This is a genomic window from Citrobacter tructae (assembly GCF_004684345.1).
GTDB classification, from domain to species: Bacteria; Pseudomonadota; Gammaproteobacteria; order Enterobacterales; family Enterobacteriaceae; genus Citrobacter; species Citrobacter tructae.
The window spans coordinates 2,031,446-2,050,303 of sequence record NZ_CP038469.1 but is presented as its reverse complement, the minus strand read 5'-3'; the positions used below and the strand labels follow the sequence as shown (position 1 = coordinate 2,050,303).

The window sequence follows — 18,858 nt, the reverse complement described above, 5'->3', positions numbered from 1 at the left end:
CGTGATAATTGTCCTTAAATAAGTCAGTTACGGCTGGCTATAGTGGGAAATGGTGTACTTGAGCCGGGTGTTATTCTTGCCGAGTTTTCTGGCTATGTTGCTTTTGTACGCCCCGATGGTTTTTTCACTTTTTTGTGATGCCCCGGCGATTTGTGTCAGTGACCAACCGCGGGCCAGCATCATCATGACGTTGAATTCGTTAGCGGTTATTTTGTTATGTACTTCTTTGAAACTGCGTATTTTTTTGTTTTTTACAATAGACGTGACTTTATGTAGCAACTGATCAAGGCTGGCGTCTTGATCCAGAAACTGCATGTTCATCCCACAAACGGTTTGAAAAAGTGAAAAAGTGGCTTCATCAGCCAGAACGATTACCGTCGTTGCAGGGCGCAATGCCATGTTACGGATAATTCTTGCATATTTTAAAAAATCTGAATTACCAGGATTAATAATGATGCAATCCATTTCATGAAAAAATATTTTGACGGCAGAAAGCGTCTGAGAGGAGTGGTGCGTGATATCCGTAAATAATGCTGAGCCACGTAGGATTTCTCGCATGCCTAGCCATGGGTAAAGTGAGTCACCCAAAAAGACAGCTTTAGACATAACGAACTCCTTGAAATTTTGGTGCAGGCAATCGCCTCTTTTTTTATTAAAAAGAGTTTCTCGCGATGCGTGATATGTTAATTAAATATCGTGCTCCGTTCTTTACTTTGAACGCGTCCTTATTTATGTCGGATATCAACAGATACTTTCTGTATTTATTAATAACTTTAACTATTCTTAATGTAGATATTACGCTTTGTTAAAATTTAAGATAAATCGTTTATATCACCTCTGAGTAGATGATTGATAGATTTCGCTTATGGATAGAGGTGTTGCTTCGATTGATAGCCCTGCAAACACAGGGGATTCTTATCATTAGGGGGGAGTGTTGAAGAAAAAAACGCTTTAATTCAGTTGGATATTATTTTTTTCACACAAGACTTATATGAGATAGGAGAATTCTTACGTTATGCCAGGACAGTGAGAGAGGATTGGGTTCGGAGGATGAAAATATCGCAAAATTTATACTTATCGGCTAAAAGCGTGATTATTTTAGATAATGCTTCCGCCACTCGATTGTTTAATGGTGTTTTGTTCTTTATTTATCTTTTTGTGCCTAATCTTAACATCTGACTTGCAGATGTCATTTTGTCTGCTTGCATCGCCGTTAGCGTTTAGCCCGCTAACAACTCCTGCTCGACCTGGTGCACCTGTTGTTCCAGCGAGTTACGGATCTCCGTAAGCGCCCGTTGCTGATCGGCAAAATAGGCCTCTTTGTCCGTCACAGAAGCGGCGAGACGCCACGCATTCTCGGCCTCCAGTTCGGTAATCTCGTTGAGCAGGCTATTAATTTGCTCCCTGAGCTGCTGTATCTTGCGGCGTAAATGTTGCAGATCGTTGAGTCGGTCGCTTGCCATCATCGGTTCGAGACCGTTTTGTAGTTGGGTAAGCAGTGTGCGAACGGCTGCCAGATCGGCATTTTGTCGTGCCTGATTCAACTGCACCATCATCTGGTGCGCTTTCTCTTTCAGGTCATCCGCTACCACGTCCGGATGGCAAAGGCGACTTGCCTGACGCCACAGGCGTTTTAGTTCATTACGTTCGTCGTGAGAAAGCTTCTGGTCGCGATTATAGCGATGCTGAGCGTCCTGCTGTTGCTCCTGATATTCATCATACTCATGACGGGCTTCTTCCTGCGCCTGGCGGGTGGCGCTGTCATCCTGGCGGGAAAAATCGTTTTCTAGTCCACGAATCTCCGCCAGCAGGGCGGTGATAAGCTCTGTTTGTTGTTGAATGCGCTGCCGGGTTTCCACCGATTCGCGTGAGTCTGAACGCTGGTTCATCCAGAGTTGTTTGAGTTGGGCCAGTTGGTCGACCGCCTGAGAAATAAAGTGCTGACAGGACTGATAATCTTTTTCCCGACGTTTGCGCTCGGCTTCCTGCTTACGCTGCGCGCTGGCGGCCAGGTGTTTACGCAATTCGAGAATACGGCTCATCAACGGCCCGAGACGCAGATGGTACAAATCGTTGAAATCATCAAGAATTTGAATGCGTGTATTGCGCTTATCGATTAAGTCGCGCAGCTGCGCTTCGAGTGCTTTCAGCTCGAGTTTGCTGGCGGCGATGCCGGGATCTTGCCACGTTGATACCGCCCGCTGCGATTGCAACCAGCAGGTGATTTCATGCAGGGCATCGCTGAAACGCCGCGCTTCAAGCGCCTGAATGATCGTCTTCGGTACGTCCGTCAACGCGTCATTTTTCAAATGCACCAGTTGCTGGAAAATGATCTCCTCGTCTTCCAGTTCGATGGCGCTTTTGACGATCTCAAGGCGTTTAATGATCTTATTCATGACGGTCGCTGCCTGGCGTGGCTTAAAAACGGATGACAGGAACCTGGCCTGGTTCACCCGTTTGAAAATGTTGAAAAAACAGTAAGGTGCATTCTGTGGCCTGCGATGCCTTTTCGTCCAGAATAATTCACGTTAATTATAAGAAAGCAGAGACAGCGCGCACCAGTTGCATTCTTCGAACCCACGTTTCATCTTTTTTATTCAGCGGTTAATTATTCTTGATTGAACAAGGATATGCGTCCTCTGGTAAGGATCTCCCACAATGAAAATAACAACATCCGTCCTGGCATTGCTGATTGCCGGAGCGTAATGCCGAAGGGTCCCGTATGGCGCGCGTCAGGTGTTGCTGCATAATGGCCTGCTCTATATTGGCGCGGTTGCTGACCCGGCGGTAATTTGGGTGGTGGACGCCGAGACCCTGAAGCTGAAAACCCGCATTAAAAATACCGGAAAATGGATGACCGGACTGCATTATTCTGACGCCACGCAGCGTATTTATGCCGCCAATGGCGGCGGCGAAATCCTGGTGATCAACCCGCGTAACCAGCGTGTTGAGAAACGCTGGAAGCCGCTGGGAGAGAAACCGGCGTTGTTGCTGAACATGGCGGAAGACGTGCAAACGGGTCGTTTGTTTGTCACCGATAACTCGCAAGCGAAAACCACCCTGGTGCTGGATATCCACACGGGGAAATTGATCAAAAAACTGGATGTTGGCGATTCGTTAGCGGTTAAATTCAACGCAAAACGCAACGAAATCTATATTACCCAACGCGATGCCGGGAAATTACTCAGCCTGAATGCAACAGATTACAGCGTGAAGAAAAGCTGGGATCTGCCGCCGAATCCGAACAGCCTGTTGCTCTCTGCGGATGGGCAAACGCTGTTTGTCACCGTGAAGCAACAATTCAATAAAGACCACTCCACGGATGCGCCTGATAACGTGGCGCGTATTGAATTGAATAAACAATAATAGTATGACTTCTTTTTATTATTTTTCTCCCGAGCCTCGGTACGTTGGGCAAGGATGCCCGGCGTATCCAAACGATTGCGCCTTGCGACAACCAGGTTGAAATGTTAAAAGAAGCCCCTTCAATAAAAACGACACAGGGGTAGGGCGTGAAAAACGCGTCAACTGCATCTGACACCAGCGTGTCCGATGCCGCGTCAACGAATGAACCGACGCTTCAGCGGGGGTTGCAAAACCGCCATATTCAGTTAATTGCGCTGGGTGGCGCAATTGGTACGGGCCTGTTTCTGGGGATCGGCCCGGCGATTCAAATGGCGGGACCGGCGGTGTTGCTGGGCTATGGCGTGGCTGGGATCATTGCGTTTCTGATCATGCGCCAACTGGGCGAAATGGTGGTTGAAGAACCCGTTTCCGGATCGTTTGCCCACTTTGCCTATAAATACTGGGGACCGTTTGCCGGTTTTCTGTCTGGCTGGAACTACTGGGTGATGTTTGTACTGGTCGGCATGGCGGAGCTTACCGCAGCCGGGATCTACATGCAGTACTGGCTGCCCGATGTCCCGACCTGGATTTGGGCTGCCGCTTTCTTTGTTATTATCAATGCCGTCAATCTGGTCAACGTTCGTCTGTATGGTGAAACGGAATTCTGGTTCGCACTGATTAAAGTGCTGGCGATTATCGGCATGATTGGTTTTGGTGTATGGATGCTGTTTTCCGGCAACGGCGGTGAACATGCGAGCATCGATAACCTCTGGCGCTATAACGGCTTTTTTGCCACCGGCTGGAATGGCCTGATCCTGTCGCTGGCAGTGATTATGTTCTCCTTTGGTGGACTGGAGCTTATCGGTATTACTGCGGCAGAAGCGCAGGATCCGCAAAAAAGCATCCCGAAAGCGGTAAACCAGGTGGTGTATCGTATCCTGCTGTTTTACATTGGTTCACTGGTCGTGCTGTTGGCGCTGTACCCGTGGGTTGAAGTGAAATCGAACAGTAGCCCATTTGTGATGATTTTCCATAATCTAGACAGCAACGTGGTAGCTTCTGCACTGAATTTCGTTATTTTGGTGGCTTCGCTGTCGGTGTATAACAGCGGTGTATACTCCAACAGTCGCATGCTGTTTGGTCTCTCCGTGCAGGGCAATGCACCGAAGTTCTTGACCCGCGTCAGCCGTCGCGGCGTGCCGGTTAACTCATTGGTTCTTTCCGGCGCTATCACCTCGCTGGTGGTGTTGATAAACTACGTGTTGCCGCAAAAAGCCTTTAGCCTGCTGATGGCGTTGGTGGTCGCTACGCTGTTGCTGAACTGGATTATGATTTGCCTGGCACACCTGCGTTTTCGTGCAGCAATGCGTCGCAAGGGACGTGACACTCAGTTTAAAGCGCTGCTGTATCCGGCGGGAAACTATCTGTGTATTGCGTTCCTCTGCATGATCCTGGTGCTGATGTGCACCATGGATGAGATGCGTTTATCAGCGATGCTGCTGCCTGCGTGGATCTTGTTCCTGTTTGTCGCTTTCAAACTTCTTCGCCGTAAAGCCCGCTAATTGCTAACCGATCTCATCCTGCGATGAGATCGGCCATTCTTCACAATACGTCTTAACGTTGAAATACACCTGACAACGCGCGAATGTCATTCCCGGTAGGGGATTGGTGAATGCGTAAACCGAACTCTTCGACCACGGCAAAAATATGGTCGAAGATGTCAGCCTGAATACTTTCATATTCCAGCCACACCACCGTATTGGTAAACGCATAAATCTCAATCGGCAAACCGTGATCGTCCGGCGCCAGTTGGCGAACCATTAACGTCATATCTTTGCGGATGCGCGGATGGTGGCGTAAATATTCGTTCAGGTAGGCGCGAAACGTCCCGATATTGGTCATCTGGCGATGATTCAATACGGATTCAGGCGCATCTAACTGCTGGTTCCACTCGTTAATTTCTTGATGTCGCGTGGTTAAATATGGCTTCAGCAGGTGCGCTTTATGCAACCGCTGTCGTTCATCTTCATCGAGAAAATGGATGCTGGTGGCATCAATGCTGATGCTACGCTTAATTCTCCGACCACCGGACGCAGACATGCCGCTCCAGTTTTTAAACGAGTCCGATACCAATGACCAGGTAGGAATGGTGGTGATGGTATTATCCCAGTTGCGTACTTTGACGGTGGTTAAACCAATATCGATCACAGCGCCATCTGCGCCGTATTTCGGCATTTCCAGCCAGTCGCCCAGTTTGAGCATATCGTTGGCTGAAAGCTGTATTCCCGCCACCAGACCGAGGATCGGATCTTTAAAGACCAGCATTAAGACCGCCGCCATAGCGCCCAGACCGCTTATCAGGATGGCCGGTGACTGACCAATCAGCAGGGAAATCATCAGAATACCGACGATAATCGCGCCGATTAACTTGATGCCCTGAAATATGCCTTTCAGCGGTAACTGCGATGCGGCGGGAAGTTTTTGCGATAGATTGAGAATAACGTCGAGCAGGGAAAATACTGACAGCAGGGCGTACATCATGATCCACAGCTGGGCGCAGGTGACTAATATTTCTGCGGCTTCGCTGCCTTTTTGTAGCCAGAGCGCTGCCTGTATATTGATGATGATACCTTGCAGTGTAAACGCCAGGCGGTGAAATAACTTGTTTTGCGTGATAATTTGCAGCCACAGACGGGAGCTGGCGTTGGCGCGTTTTTCAAATGCGCGTAATACCACCCAGTGCAAAATAACGTGAACAATAATGGCGGTGATAAAAATAATGCCAAAAATCATCACCAGCGATGTGGTGTGATTCATTTCAATGCCGAGGTCTTCTACCTGAGATATCAATTCCTGCATAACGTCTCCTTAATAAACAGCGGTCTATGATGACCGCTGTGCAGAGGTTATGCAAATGCGTACTCCTCACTCTCTATTTTGAGGCGACACAGGCACGGGTTTGTACGACATTCAGCGTGCGACGGAAAAATAACGTTGCCAGAAGCAGAACAATCATCATTGCGGTTTCGACGGCCAAAAAACCGATAACCGACCGCGTGTAATCACCGTGGTTATGCTGCTGCAGATGCAAAAACAACGCGCCTAACACGGCGGGGCCGAGCCCGAGTGTAGCCTGCTGTAGCGTACTCAAAATGGTCGTTCCGGCACCTGCATCATGTGTGGTGATATCGCGCATACCGATGCGATAAAAACTGTTCACAATCAGCGCCTGGCCGTAACCGATAAGCGCTGTCGCCGGGATCAGCGTGAACACTGAAGTTTGCAGGCCCGAATGCCAGAAGGTCAGCATGAGCCCTGTTAATCCTGTAATTTGAATGGCAAGGCCGGTTAACAGAATACGCCCTGTGCTATAGCGGGCAATCAATTGCGGCGCATAACACGCTGAGATAAAATAGGCCGCGCCGAGGGCAATAAAGCTGTTGCCGGATTCCCACGGTGCCATACCAATACCTGCTTGCAGGGTCAGAGCCATACAGAACATAAAACCTGACCAGGCGCTAAAAAACAGTAATGCAATCAGGACACCGAACCGGATGCTGGTGAGCCTCAACAGGCGTGGTGGCAAAAGAGGCTGTTGCTGACGTTGTTCCTGGCGTAATGCATTGCTCCGCATCCACCACCCCAACGGCAGGATCGCGACAAGTGCTACCTGTGTCTGCCATGGCCAGCCGGTTTCCGGGCCTAATGCCATCGGAAAAAGGAGGCAACAGAGGATAGCTGCCAGACAGGTGGTCCCCAGCCAGTCAATATCGGCCCGGGTTTCTCGGGTAGTTTCGGGGATATAACGGCGGCTGAAAATCAGCACCAACAGGCAGATCGAGACATTAATAAAAAACGCGTTGCGCCAGCCCAGCCCGGCAATATCTGCTGAAACTAACCATCCCCCACCCATCTGGCCTACGATAAAAGCGATACCGCCAATACCCCCGTACAAACTGATGGCTCGCGCATGTGCTGTACCTTTCAACGTGACGTGAAGGGTGGCGAGAATCTGCGGTACGATTAGCGCAGCCCCCGCACCTTGTAAAACACGGGCACTCAGTAACATGTCTATGGAGTTTGCCAACCCGCAAAACAGGGATGCTAACCCAAACACGACGACGCCCCACATAAACAGGCGGCGGCGACCGTAGTTATCGCCGAGTTTGCTTCCTAACGCCAGACAGACGGCGAAGGTCACACCGTACAAGGCAACAATCAACTCAAGCTGGGTCGTGGTAGCCTGTAGCGACTGCGTAATGGAATCCAACGCGACATTGGTAATTGATGTATCAATAAGTGGCAGCATTTGGCCTGTGAGTAACAGCAGTAACCCTACGCGACCGGGTGAAACAACTGAGGTATTCATTGTAACTCCATTGCGTCATTCAGCAGATGGACGTAGCATCACTGAATAATTAAACGGGTACCAGTTCCTGGTTATACGGGTATTGGTACTACCATGCTGGAGTGTATATGGCGGTAATAGCGCAACCTGAATCTGTGGCTATCCTTCCTGATGACAGCCGCAAACAGCTCGGTGCGTTTTTGCGTGCGCGACGAGAAAGCCTTGACCCGCAACGACTGGGGCTACCGAGAATCGGGCGGCGGCGAACACCCGGCCTGCGCCGCGAAGAGGTCGCGATGCTGGCTAATGTTGGTGTAACCTGGTACACCTGGCTGGAGCAGGGGCGCGAGGTGAACCCGTCGCAAACGGTACTGCTGAGCGTGGCGAATGCTCTGCAATGCAGCCCTCTGGAAACCCGTCACTTGTTTGTGCTGGCAGGATTGACACCGCCGGAATCGACGGCGGCTACGGTGTGTGAAGGCATCAGTCCAGGCACCCGGCGGATGCTAGACAGTCTGATGCCGCAGCCTGCCAGCATCCAGAAACCCAGTTTTGACATTGTGGCGTGGAATGACAGTTTTTGCCGCTTAATGGGGATTGATTTTGCTACGCTTCCGGACGAAGACCGCAACTGTATTTACCTCTATCTCACCAATGAAACCTGGCGAAGCCGTATCGAAAATTGCGATGTATTACCGACGTTTGTCTCGTACTTTCGTGCAGCAATGGCGGAGCATCGGGGCGATCCGATCTGGGAGAATAAATTGGCGCGTTTTTTTGCCGCGTCTTCTGAGTTCGAAGCGTTGTGGCATCAGCGTTATGAGGTTCGGGGCGTGGAAAATCAGGTGAAAAACTTTCACCATCCGCAGTTGGGGCGTTTTAGTTTGCAGCAGATGTACTGGTATTCAGCACCTCGTAACGGTTCACGACTGCTGGTTTATTTACCGATGGATGCAGCCGGGGAGCAAGCATTAGCGTGGCTGGATAAGCAGTAAAAAGCCCGATGGCGTAAGCCTCCCGGGCTGTATGGGGAAATCAGACTTCCGTCAGCGTCGTTTCCTGCGGCAGACGTGATTTTGGCAGTGCGGCGTTGAAGTCCTCTACGCTGTGGTGACCCACCGGGACGATAACCACGCTGGTATAGCCTTTTTCTTTCAGGCCAAACTCTGCGTCGAGAACAGCGGCATCAAAACCTTCGATCGGCACGGCATCCAGGCCCATCGCCGCAACGCCCAACAGGAAGTTACCAATGTTCAGGTACACTTGTTTTGCCATCCAGTGAGCGTCATCCTTGAGATCTTTGCGGTGCATATCGGCAAAGAAAGTACGACCTTTGTGGTTGGCGGCTTTGGCTTCTGGGGTGGCAAAACGACCATCGACTTCTTCTTGATCCACCACGCGCTCCAGCCACGCATCGTCCATAGCCGTTTTGGCGCAGAACACCACGACGTGGGACGCATCGAGCATTTTACGTTCGTTGAACACAAAGCCACCGGCGGCGGATTTTGCTACGCGCGCTTTGCCTTCTTCAGTGCTGGCAACGATAAAATGCCACGGCTGCGAATTGGTACTGGACGGACTGAACTGCAGCAGCGTTTTTAATTTTTCTGCCTGCTCAGCGGTCAGTTTTTTGGTCGGATCGAATGCCTTAGTGGAGTAACGTTTTAAGGCGACAGAAACAATATCCATAACAACTCCTGGTCGTTTTTCTTACCCTGCGGGTGCGTTTTGTTACAGCAGGGTACAGGGTTAGCAGGAAAAAGATAAGACAGAAAAAGGCAGAAACACTTATCGGGGTTAACGATAAATCAGCCAGGACGCAGACGTTTTTGATCCCGCTTCGGCAGGCCGTCCACCACCCGGTGCCAGGAGTCATTCACCAGCTCTGTCAGTAAGGATTCGGTAATATCGTCACCAGGATAGACCGAGATCCAGTGCTTTTTATTCATGTGATAGCCTGGCTCGATGCTGCGGTAAATCTGCTGATTTAACAGCGATTTTTGCGGTTCAGACTTCAGGTTGACCAGAGGGCGTCCGCGTTGCTCGGAGACAATCATAAAAATCTTGCCGCCGACCTTAAAGACGTCAAACTCAGGGCCGAATGGCCAGCAGAGCTCGGTAAAAGGGAGTTCAAGCGCAACACGTTTCGCACAAGCGTGTAATGTCTGACCATCCATTATTTTTCCTCGCGGGTGAGCGCACGCCACATAGCTTCAAATCCCATAGCAATGTATTCATTTGCACGGGCAGGATCGCGGGCGGCGAATTCCATTGTTGTTTCCGCCAGCGACAGAAAAAGCCCGTCACCGAAGGCGCGATACTCGTCAGACATGAACTCGGGCCGCACGGAGCGATGACAAAGATCGCGTAGTTCCGGGAACATATCTTCAGCTCGTTGCTCGGTTTCTTTGGTGATTTTCTCGCTGACGGCAAGCTGACGGATGGCGCGATGCCCGGCGGTGTTATGCAGGCCCCAGCTAATGTAGCTATTCCAGATAAAGTGAATCATGGTTTTGGCATCGGTTACTGAACGGTCCAGATTAGCCATCATTGACTGGCACATATCGTGTTTTAAATGGAGGTAAAGTTCGTTGATGAGGTCATCTTTTGTCGCGAAATAGCGAAACAACGTTCCCTCTGCAACGCCTGCATTGCGGGCAATAACGGCGGTAGAGGCCGCAATGCCGGACTGCGCAAATGCTGTGGTTGCTGCTTCCAGTAATGCCAGTTTTTTGTCTTCACTCTTCGGACGAGCCACTACACTTTACCCTTAAGTCTGTTAAAAACACGATTGAATCACGGCCTTCGCAGTACCGCAACGGCGAATGTCAAAGATTGAAAATCATCTTGACGACGAACGTTCCATTTCTATAATGAGTGCTTACTCACTCATAATCAAGGGTCAGTCGCGCAAACCAGCGGAAAGGGGGCGCGTTTAAGGTCAGGATATGAAGCGTCTCACAGTTTATGTGGTTGTTATTATGCTCATTGCCGCTGCAGCAAGTTTACCGTTTGTATTCAATGCCGGATTTGGTCAAGCACCGCAAGGGGCACAGCTGAGCCAGGTTGAACAGTCACCACACTATCGTGACGGGCAGTTTCATAATCAGGTGCCAACGCCGGGCTATACCGGTAATAAAAGTATGCTGGCTGCATGGTGGGAATTTCTGGTCGCGAAGCGGGAAAATGCCCGCCCGGCTCAGCCGTTACCGCTGGTGGCGACCGAACTTGCCGGTTTATCACCGCAGCAGGACACCCTTGTTTGGCTCGGCCACTCCTCGTGGTATTTGCAGCTGTCGGGTAAACGTATTCTGATCGATCCGGTGTTGAGCAACTACGCGGCACCGGTTTCATTTCTGAATAAAGCCTTTGCCGGAGAGTATCCGTGGACGGCACAAAACATGCCGGAAATCGACCTGCTGATCATCTCGCACGACCACTATGACCACCTGGATCTCGCGACTATTAAGGCGTTAATGCCAAAGATTAAGCGAGTGATTACGCCGCTTGGCGTCGGGTCGCATTTGCGGTACTGGGGGATGAACAGCGAGATTATCGAGGAGCTGGACTGGAATCAGTCCGTCAGAGTGACGGATTCACTGATTGTACATGTACTGCCGGCTCGGCATTTTTCTGGCCGAGGCATCAAGCGGAATCAGACGCTGTGGGCAAGCTTCATGTTTGAAACACCGGAGCAAAATGTTTATTACAGTGGAGACTCCGGCTACGGACCGCATTTTAAAGCGATTGGCGAACAATTCGGCACGGTCGATGTGGCGATCATGGAAAATGGTCAATATGACCTGGACTGGAAGTTCATCCATATGATGCCGGAAGAGACCGCGCAGGCGGCGGTCGATCTCCATGCAAAAGCCGTTTTGCCAGGCCATGCTGGTCGCTTCGTACTGGCGAAACATACCTGGGACGATCCCTATAAGCGTCTGGCGCTCGCCAGCCGTTTCAAAGATTACCGTCTGCTGACGCCGATGTTGGGTGAGCCGGTAGCACTGTCCGATCCGGACCAACTGTTTACGGCCTGGTGGCAGCCAGCGGCCCAATGAATAAAGGGAAATAGCGATGACGCTTTCTGCACAAGTTATCGAGACGATTGTCGAATGGATTGATGATAATTTGAATCAACCCTTGCGCATTGATGATATTGCCCGCCACGCGGGATATTCGAAATGGCATCTGCAGCGTCTGTTTATGCAGTACAAAGGTGAGAGCCTCGGGCGCTACATTCGTGAGCGTAAGCTGTTGCTGGCGGCACGTGATTTACGTGATACCGACCAGAAAGTCTACGATATCTGCCTGAAGTACGGTTTTGATTCGCAGCAGACTTTTACACGTATCTTCACCCGCACGTTCAGCCAGCCGCCGGGTGCTTATCGCAAAGAAAATCACAGCCGTACGCATTGATGGCACACGGTTCTCGCGAGGCTAATCTGCCAGCGAGAACCAGCGCCGCCAGATGAAACGCAGAATAGAATACTCAATCACCCCAAGTAGTAAGAACCACAGGCAAAACAGCAAAGTATAGAATTGGTTAAGATCCATCAAATGAAAGGTAGCGACTAACTTTTGCGCTAGCACCAGGCCGAGCGAAGGCGCGGGCAGCAGCAGGCAGGATAAAAAAGCCAATAGCAGGATCCCGGCGGCGGTCATCAGTGATTCAAGCGGGTGTTTCATAACATTGTTAAAGTTGAGTTAAAAGACCATTGTCCGGGATCTCTGCGGGCAACGCAAATTCCCACGCTTACAACCCCGCCCAAATCTCACAATGTTTTTTCACCAGACCACTCAACGACCCGCCTTCGGCGACGAAATCACGCATGCGTTGGGCTTCGTTGTGTCCATTTTTTACCTGCTGGCGCAAGGCATCAATCGCGCTGGTGGCCCCCACTTTATCTGCTGAGCGGGTGACAAGTTCCAATAGCCGGAGCGTGTCATCCGCCAGGCGATGATGATCGCCGGTATGCACGTCGGTGACTATTCCCTCCAGACCAAAGCGACAGGCCTGAAAACGGTTAAATTGATACAGCAAGTAATCTCGTTCCTGGTGTTTGAAAGGCCGTTTAGTGAGTAACCAGTGGGCGGCAGCCTGAATAAGTCCAGCCATATTGACCGCATGTTCAAGGGTCAGCGGAGTGTCCATGACGCGAACCTCTACCGTGCCAAAGTGCGGGCTGGGACGGATATCCCAGTGTAAATCTTTAATGCTATCAATCATGCTGGTGTAAGCCAGTCGACGAAATAGCCCCTTGAATTCCTGCCAGTTATTCACCCATGGCATCGGGCCATTATCGGGAAATCCGGAGAATATATTCAGTCGCGCGCAGGCAAACCGCGTGTCGGACGTCTGCATATAAGGTGAGGCGGCAGAGAGCGCAATAAAATGCGGAACAAAGCGCGACAGGCCATGCAGCAGGTAAATGGCGTCATCACCGTTTTCACAGCCAACGTGGACATGCTGGCCGAATACCGTCGCCTGCTGGATAAGATAGCCAAAATTTTCCAGGTTGCGTCGATAGCGTTCGTCATCGCAGACTTCCTGACGTTGCCATTTTTGAAATGGATGCGTACCACCGCCACAGATGGCGAGGTGCTGCTTCGCAGCAACCCGCGAGATTACCTGCTGCATGGTGGATAATTCAGCACTCGCCTGGTCGATATTGCGACAAACCCCGGTCGCCATCTCCAGCATGCTTTCGGTGATATCGTGCTTCACTTCCCCGGCAGTGAGCTGTGGTTTTACGGCATCAATCAGCTGAGATGAGTCCTGACTCAGGTCATATCCTGGCGGGTTAACCACCTGCATTTCCAGCTCGATACCCAGTGTAAAACGTTCAGAGACATGAAAGTCGGGTAGTGACATAGCGTCCCCTTTAGCATTGATTTTTAATCAGTATAGAAGGGATGTGGATTTCCCGTACGACAGGGGAAATCGACATCCCGCGCTTTGAACGCAAAATGACAGGTGCTATAACTATTTTTTGCTTTCGTAACAGGGGGGAACCGTGCCGGAATTAAATGATTATGGACAGACGGTAGGCGATGCGCTGCCGGACTGGCGCGGGGCATCAGTGCTGCCGCGAGGAGTACTGGAAGGACGCTATTGCCGTCTTGACGTGCTGGATGCCGACAGCCATGCCGCCGATCTGTTTGACGCCTATGCACAAGCGCCTGATGAGCGGGACTGGACCTGGCTTGCCAGCAAGCGGCCGACGAGCGTTGCGGCAGCGTCCCTCTGGGTAGCGGGAAAATCCACGGATGCCGCGCTGGTTCCCTACGCGGTTATCGATTTACGCTCTGGGCGCGCCGTCGGGCTGGTGTGTTTTATGGCGATAGACCGTGAGAATGGCTCGGTTGAAATTGGCCATGTGACCTGGTCGCCACGCATGAAAAATACGGTGTTGGGTACGGAAACCGTCTGGCTGCTGCTGCGTCAGGCATTTGCCCTCGGATATCGCCGCGTAGAGTGGAAATGCGACTCGCTGAACGTTGCGTCTCGTCGGGCTGCGGAGCGCTTAGGGTTTGTCTATGAAGGGCGCTTTCGCCAGAAAATTGTGCGTAAGGGGCGTAATCGTGACAGTGACTGGCTTTCGATAATTGACGGCGAATGGCCACAGTGCGACGCCGTTTTACAACGCTGGCTAGCTGCTGACAACTTTGATGAAAATGGGCAGCAACGCCGATCGCTGGCGGAGTTTGCTACAAGGTCGCTTCACAAAGTGTAATGATGTTTTCATTGCGCTGAAACCAGCGAACATTGACGTCCTGTCCGGCGAGGCTGGGTGAAAATGACGGCATGATTTGCAAGGTTAATTGCGTGGCAGTGATTGCGGTAATTTGGGCACTGGCAAAACCCGGCAGCTCGATAGCCTGTGTACTGAACGCTTTATATACGCTCTCTTTGGCGGAGAACGCCAGGGTTAAGGCGAGCGGAAAGGGCACAGGGCTGATTTGTAAAATCTGTTGTTCATGACAGTCGATAATGCTGTCAGCCAGGTCGGTTGCGGTGTGGGGCGTAAAAATAGCTTCAATGTCCAGCCCTACGGGGTGTGGTGAGACAACCGCTAGCGCGGTCGTGGCGCCATGGCTGATGCTGCCAAACAGACCTTCTGGCCAAAGTGGTTGACGACGCTCGCCGATGCCGGGTACGGCTTTGTTGCCATATTCACCTAGCGCATGGACGGCGGCTATGCGCCCCGCTAAGTGCTCTGTTTTACGCTTACGTCCGCAGGACATTATCTGTGCATGGTGGGGGAGCCAGAGCAAATCGTGCTCATGGAAACTGTCAGGATCAAACCCGACAATGTGCAGCGTATGGCCTGCCAAGGAGAGTGAAGTGTGTGTTGTGCGCATGGTATCTGACGTTTCCCTCTCCCCGCAGCGAGGAGAGGGAAAAACGTTATCAGAAGTGCGTGTTCACGCTCATGAACCATGTACGACCCGGTTCGTTATAGGTGTGCGCGCCTGCGCCCGCCATATAGTTTCCGGTCACGATATCGCCAGTGGTCTGGGCATTACCTTCGCGCCACAGACGTTTGTCAAAGACGTTATCCACGCCACCGGTCAGGCTGACGTTTTTCGTCACGTCCCAGGTCGCGCTCAGGCCGACGATGCTGTACGGACTCACTTCACTTGCCGAGCTGCCGGTAACCGGTTTACCCTGGTAATCGTATTTTTTCGGCTGTTGTTTGCCGTACCAGGTGAAGGTTGACTGCAATGACAAATCTTCGCGTGCCTGCCAGCTCAGGGTCGAGTTCAGCGTGTATTCAGGAATAATCGACAGGCGCTCGCCGGTCTCTTTATTCTTACTTTGCAGCATGTAGGTAATGTTGTTGGTCCAGTTGACGGTTTCGCTAACTGGCACGTTCAACGTACCTTCCAGGCCCTCAACCACCGCTTTAGGAATGTTTTCCCACTGATAGATGTCGGTGTAGGTCGTCTTCCCTTTATTGGTGATAGATGTTCTGTCGAACGGTACCGTGCCTGCTTCAATCTTGTTGCGATAATCGTTGCGGAACCAGGTGACCCCAGCCAGCCAGCCGTCACGCTTGAACTCAAGGCCAATCTCTTTGTTGATACTGGTTTCGGCCTTCAGATCATCGTTACCCATCATGTAGCAACCAATGCCGGTCGCGGAGCCGGTGGCATAGCAACCCTGGCCCTTACTGTACAGAATATAGTTCGGGTTAAGCTGGTACAGGCTTGGCGCTTTATAGGCGCGCGCAATACCCATCTTCAGGGTGAAGTCATCGCCCAGACCTTGTGACAGGTTCAGAGACGGGCTCCAGTTGTCGCCGACGATGCTGTGGTGGTCGAAACGCAGACCCGGGGTCAGCATGGTGCTGTCGGTCAGTTCCATGTTGTTTTCAGCAAACAGAGAGAAGATCTCTGCATCGGAATACGGGCTACGGTTGGTGCTGCTGGAGCCTGGAATATCACCGCCCATAAAGGTCTGTGAGTTGGACAGCATGTCTTTCATACGCTGCTGGTTCCACTCGGTACCGAGCGTCAGGTTTTGGTTAACCAGCAGATCCAACGGAATGCTGACTTCACTGTGCAGCATGACGTCACTCAGGTCGGCATCGACATATTTTTGTGACGCATTCGGGTCGAAGATCCCCTCCGTACCACCCGCCAGGCCTTCCGGCGTTCGGGAGTTACGGGTGTGTTCATACTGCACCCAGTTGCTGGTGGTGACGCCGTTATCCCAGCCGCCGTTCCAGGTCAGGGAGTAGTTCTGGCGATAAAGGCGGTTGGTCTCGTCACCGTAGTTATCTTTCACCAACTGGTTGGTGTTGGTGTTTTGCGTGTCGCCAGCATACAGGTTGCCCTGACGGCTGTAACCGGCTTCCAGTTCGAGAGACTGGAGCGGGGCGAAATCCCAGCGAACCACGCCGTTAATGTCTTTGTTGATGACCCCTTCACGACCCGCTGGCAAGGTGTTGGCGTAGGTGCCGGTACGTTCTGACTGATGACCCTGGTTGATGTCCCATGCGTCGGCCTGGGTTTTATCGAGATTACCGTACAGACGGAAGCTGAAATCCCCGCCCATTGGGCCGTTCAGGCTAAAGTTGGTGCGTTTGGTCGAACCTTCATCTTTGTGTTCCGGGGCGTTGAAATAGGTATCCCAGGAGCCGTGCCATTCGTTGCTGCCTTTTTTGGTGATGATATTCACCACGCCACCCGCAGCACCGTTACCGTAGCGTGCTGCGGCAGGACCGCGCAGCACTTCAATACGCTCGATCATTTCCGGCGGCACCCAGGCGGTATCACCACGGGTATCACGTTCGCCACGCCAGCCCTGACGCACAGAGTTACGGCTGGTGACCGGTTTGCCGTCGATCAGAATCAGGGTGTTTTCCGGACCCATGCCACGAATATCGATCTGACGGTTGTTGCCGCGTTGGCCGCTGGTTGAGTTACCGGTCAGGTTCACGCCTGGCATAGTACGAATGATTTCCGCCACATCGCGCGCGGGAGGATTCTTACGGATTTCATCAGCAGTGATAGTGGAAACGCCTGGCGCCTGCAGGTTCTGCTGGGCGGCGGTAACGACGATGGTATCTTCATGCGAGACGGCGGTGCTATCGGTTTTATCTTCTGCCATCGCTGGCAGCGCTACTCCGTAAATCCCTAAATTGACCAATAAGGCCAGTGAATGAATCTTGTTGTTCATTGTGTGTCCTGCTTTCTTTTAGCCACGTGAACCAATATGCCGTTGTGGGGCATTTGGCCTGATGTCGCCCGCTCCTGCGAAAACCATCCGTTCCAGAAAAAGTTCGCAGCGTCAGGTCGGTTTATAAGTGGTGAAAAACTGTACGCGCTTCCCACAGCGCGACAATACGCTATTGCAAATGCAAATAGTTATCAATAATATTATCAATATATTTCACGCTTATCTATAAAATTGCACAATAAACATGGGGTTATGACGGTGACGGCGTTAATGATAGGAAGCGATGCGTGGTGGCAGTCAAAAAATGGCCCGGAATGGGTGCGTGAAGATAACGGTGATTACCGCGTCACCTTTTGGTGGCGTGACCCGCAGGGCACGGAAAAACACTCCACTACCCGTCGCGTGTGGATCTACATTACCGGTGTGACCGACCACCATCAAAATTCCGTTCCCCAGTCGCTGCGACGTATTGATGGCACCGATGTTTGGTGCTGGTGTATTACCCTGGACGCCCACTGGCGCGGGAGCTATTGCTTCATTCCTTCTGCACGCGACGATATTTTTGCCGGGCTGAATGCGGGCGAAACTCCGGACAGAGCGCTACTGCGAGAAGGCTGGCGACAGTTGTTGCCGCAGGCCATTGCCGATCCCCTCAATCCGCAAAGCTGGCAAGGCGGGCGTGGACATGCGGTGTCTGCGTTGGAAATGCCGGACGCTCCTGTACAGCCAGGCTGGGATCATCCTGAAAAACCCGATTCCCTCGCAGTTTGCCTGCAATGGCACAGTGCCCGGCTCGGCAATACGCGCCGCGTGTGGGTTTTTACTACCGGCGAGGCAAATCCTGAAACGCGTCCGCTGGCTATTCTGTTGGACGGACAGTTTTGGGCGCAAAGTATGCCCGTCTGGCCCGCACTGACCTCGCTTACCCAACGACATCAGCTTCCTCCCGCCGTTTATCTCCTGATTGATGCCATCGATACGCCTCATCGCAGCCGCGAGCTGCCGTGCAATGCTGATTTCTGGCTAGCGGTGCAGCAGGAGTTACTGCCGCTGGTGAAAGCGACCACCGCGTTCAGCGACGATCCACAGCGCACGATCGTAGCCGGGCAAAGCTTTGGCGGCTTGTCATCTCTGTATGCCGGGCTGCACTGGCCGGAACGCTTTGGCTGTGTACTCAGTCAGTCTGGATCTTACTGGTGGCCGCATCGCGGTGGTCATCAGGATGGGGTGCTCATTGAACAACTGAAAAGCGGAAAGGTAAGCGTTCAGGGTCTGCGTATTGTTCTGGAAGCCGGTATTCGCGAACCGATAATTTTTCGCGCCAATCAGGCGCTCTACGCGCAGTTACCTTGTGTACCACAGTCTATTTTCTGGCGTCAGGTTGAGGGTGGACACGATGCACTTTGCTGGCGTGGCGGCTTAATGCAGGGTTTGATGACGCTCTGGCAGCCACTCACCGACACGATTTAACCGGACG

17 protein-coding genes and 1 pseudogene are annotated in these 18,858 nt (G+C 51.9%); 7 read left to right on the top strand and 11 right to left on the bottom strand.

The window, feature by feature from the left end:
• Positions 1 to 27 precede the first annotated feature (27 nt).
• Together E4Z61_RS10750 and E4Z61_RS10745 are read right to left on the bottom strand one after the other, a co-directional pair.
• A complete protein-coding gene (locus E4Z61_RS10750) occupies positions 28 to 606 on the bottom strand; it encodes a helix-turn-helix transcriptional regulator (RefSeq protein ID WP_135322754.1) in 579 nt (192 codons plus the stop codon).
• 614 nt (positions 607 to 1,220) lie between these two features.
• Positions 1,221 to 2,396, bottom strand: coding sequence for a coiled-coil domain-containing protein (locus E4Z61_RS10745; protein WP_135322753.1), 1,176 nt, complete (start codon positions 2,394 to 2,396; stop codon positions 1,221 to 1,223).
• A 322-nt stretch (positions 2,397 to 2,718) separates the two neighbouring features.
• On the opposite strand from E4Z61_RS10745, the pseudogene E4Z61_RS10740 reads away from it, so the two are divergent.
• Both E4Z61_RS10740 and pheP read left to right on the top strand, forming a co-directional pair.
• A pseudogene (locus tag E4Z61_RS10740) lies at positions 2,719 to 3,366 on the top strand (YncE family protein); the annotation flags it as partial.
• A 146-nt stretch (positions 3,367 to 3,512) separates the two neighbouring features.
• A complete protein-coding gene (gene pheP, locus E4Z61_RS10735; protein ID WP_135322752.1) occupies positions 3,513 to 4,907 on the top strand; it encodes a phenylalanine transporter in 1,395 nt (464 codons plus the stop codon).
• Positions 4,908 to 4,959: 52 nt separating this feature from the next.
• Here the strand turns inward: pheP and E4Z61_RS10730 are convergent, their stop codons facing one another.
• A complete protein-coding gene (locus E4Z61_RS10730; protein WP_135322751.1) occupies positions 4,960 to 6,204 on the bottom strand; it encodes a mechanosensitive ion channel family protein in 1,245 nt (414 codons plus the stop codon).
• A gap of 73 nt (positions 6,205 to 6,277) precedes the next feature.
• Positions 6,278 to 7,714: an MFS transporter gene (locus tag E4Z61_RS10725; RefSeq protein ID WP_135322750.1), complete on the bottom strand. Its 1,437-nt coding sequence runs from the start codon at positions 7,712 to 7,714 to the stop codon at positions 6,278 to 6,280.
• Positions 7,715 to 7,821: 107 nt separating this feature from the next.
• On the opposite strand from E4Z61_RS10725, the gene E4Z61_RS10720 reads away from it, so the two are divergent.
• Complete coding sequence (locus E4Z61_RS10720; protein WP_135322749.1) at positions 7,822 to 8,688, top strand: helix-turn-helix transcriptional regulator; 867 nt, start codon at positions 7,822 to 7,824, stop codon at positions 8,686 to 8,688.
• Positions 8,689 to 8,728: 40 nt separating this feature from the next.
• Here the strand turns inward: E4Z61_RS10720 and nfsB are convergent, their stop codons facing one another.
• The 3 genes from nfsB to E4Z61_RS10705 all read right to left on the bottom strand — a co-directional run bounded on the left by nfsB (position 8,729) and on the right by E4Z61_RS10705 (position 10,451).
• Entirely contained in the window at positions 8,729 to 9,382 is a 654-nt protein-coding gene (gene nfsB / locus E4Z61_RS10715; RefSeq protein ID WP_135322748.1) for an oxygen-insensitive NAD(P)H nitroreductase, read from the bottom strand.
• A gap of 119 nt (positions 9,383 to 9,501) precedes the next feature.
• Positions 9,502 to 9,870 (bottom strand): MmcQ/YjbR family DNA-binding protein, encoded by a 369-nt coding sequence (locus E4Z61_RS10710; protein ID WP_135322747.1) that lies wholly within the window; start codon positions 9,868 to 9,870, stop codon positions 9,502 to 9,504.
• Positions 9,870 to 10,451, bottom strand: a complete 582-nt coding sequence (locus E4Z61_RS10705; protein ID WP_135322746.1) for a TetR/AcrR family transcriptional regulator — start codon at positions 10,449 to 10,451, stop codon at positions 9,870 to 9,872. The genes E4Z61_RS10710 and E4Z61_RS10705 overlap by 1 nt, the downstream gene beginning before the upstream one ends.
• Positions 10,452 to 10,641: 190 nt before the next feature.
• Here E4Z61_RS10705 and E4Z61_RS10700 point away from each other — a divergent pair, with 190 nt between their 5' ends.
• A complete protein-coding gene (locus E4Z61_RS10700; protein WP_135322745.1) occupies positions 10,642 to 11,754 on the top strand; it encodes an MBL fold metallo-hydrolase in 1,113 nt (370 codons plus the stop codon).
• 16 nt (positions 11,755 to 11,770) lie between these two features.
• A complete protein-coding gene (locus tag E4Z61_RS10695; RefSeq protein WP_135322744.1) occupies positions 11,771 to 12,112 on the top strand; it encodes a RamA family antibiotic efflux transcriptional regulator in 342 nt (113 codons plus the stop codon).
• A gap of 21 nt (positions 12,113 to 12,133) precedes the next feature.
• Here E4Z61_RS10695 and E4Z61_RS10690 read toward each other — a convergent pair whose 3' ends face one another.
• Positions 12,134 to 12,382 (bottom strand): DUF1158 domain-containing protein, encoded by a 249-nt coding sequence (locus E4Z61_RS10690; RefSeq protein ID WP_135322743.1) that lies wholly within the window; start codon positions 12,380 to 12,382, stop codon positions 12,134 to 12,136.
• A 67-nt stretch (positions 12,383 to 12,449) separates the two neighbouring features.
• Complete coding sequence (locus E4Z61_RS10685; RefSeq protein ID WP_135322742.1) at positions 12,450 to 13,568, bottom strand: YbdK family carboxylate-amine ligase; 1,119 nt, start codon at positions 13,566 to 13,568, stop codon at positions 12,450 to 12,452.
• A gap of 142 nt (positions 13,569 to 13,710) precedes the next feature.
• Between E4Z61_RS10685 and E4Z61_RS10680 the strand changes: the two genes are divergently transcribed.
• The gene (locus E4Z61_RS10680) at positions 13,711 to 14,430 is read left to right on the top strand and encodes a GNAT family N-acetyltransferase (protein ID WP_135322741.1); all 720 of its coding nucleotides are present in this window, start codon (positions 13,711 to 13,713) and stop codon (positions 14,428 to 14,430) included.
• Here the strand turns inward: E4Z61_RS10680 and entD are convergent.
• A complete protein-coding gene (gene entD, locus E4Z61_RS10675; RefSeq protein ID WP_135322740.1) occupies positions 14,405 to 15,058 on the bottom strand; it encodes an enterobactin synthase subunit EntD in 654 nt (217 codons plus the stop codon). The genes E4Z61_RS10680 and entD overlap by 26 nt on opposite strands.
• Before the next feature lie 49 nt (positions 15,059 to 15,107).
• Complete coding sequence (locus E4Z61_RS10670) at positions 15,108 to 17,381, bottom strand: TonB-dependent siderophore receptor (RefSeq protein WP_135322739.1); 2,274 nt, start codon at positions 17,379 to 17,381, stop codon at positions 15,108 to 15,110.
• A 258-nt stretch (positions 17,382 to 17,639) separates the two neighbouring features.
• Here E4Z61_RS10670 and fes point away from each other — a divergent pair, with 258 nt between their 5' ends.
• Complete coding sequence (gene fes, locus E4Z61_RS10665; RefSeq protein WP_167817548.1) at positions 17,640 to 18,851, top strand: enterochelin esterase; 1,212 nt, start codon at positions 17,640 to 17,642, stop codon at positions 18,849 to 18,851.
• Positions 18,852 to 18,858: the final 7 nt, after the last annotated feature.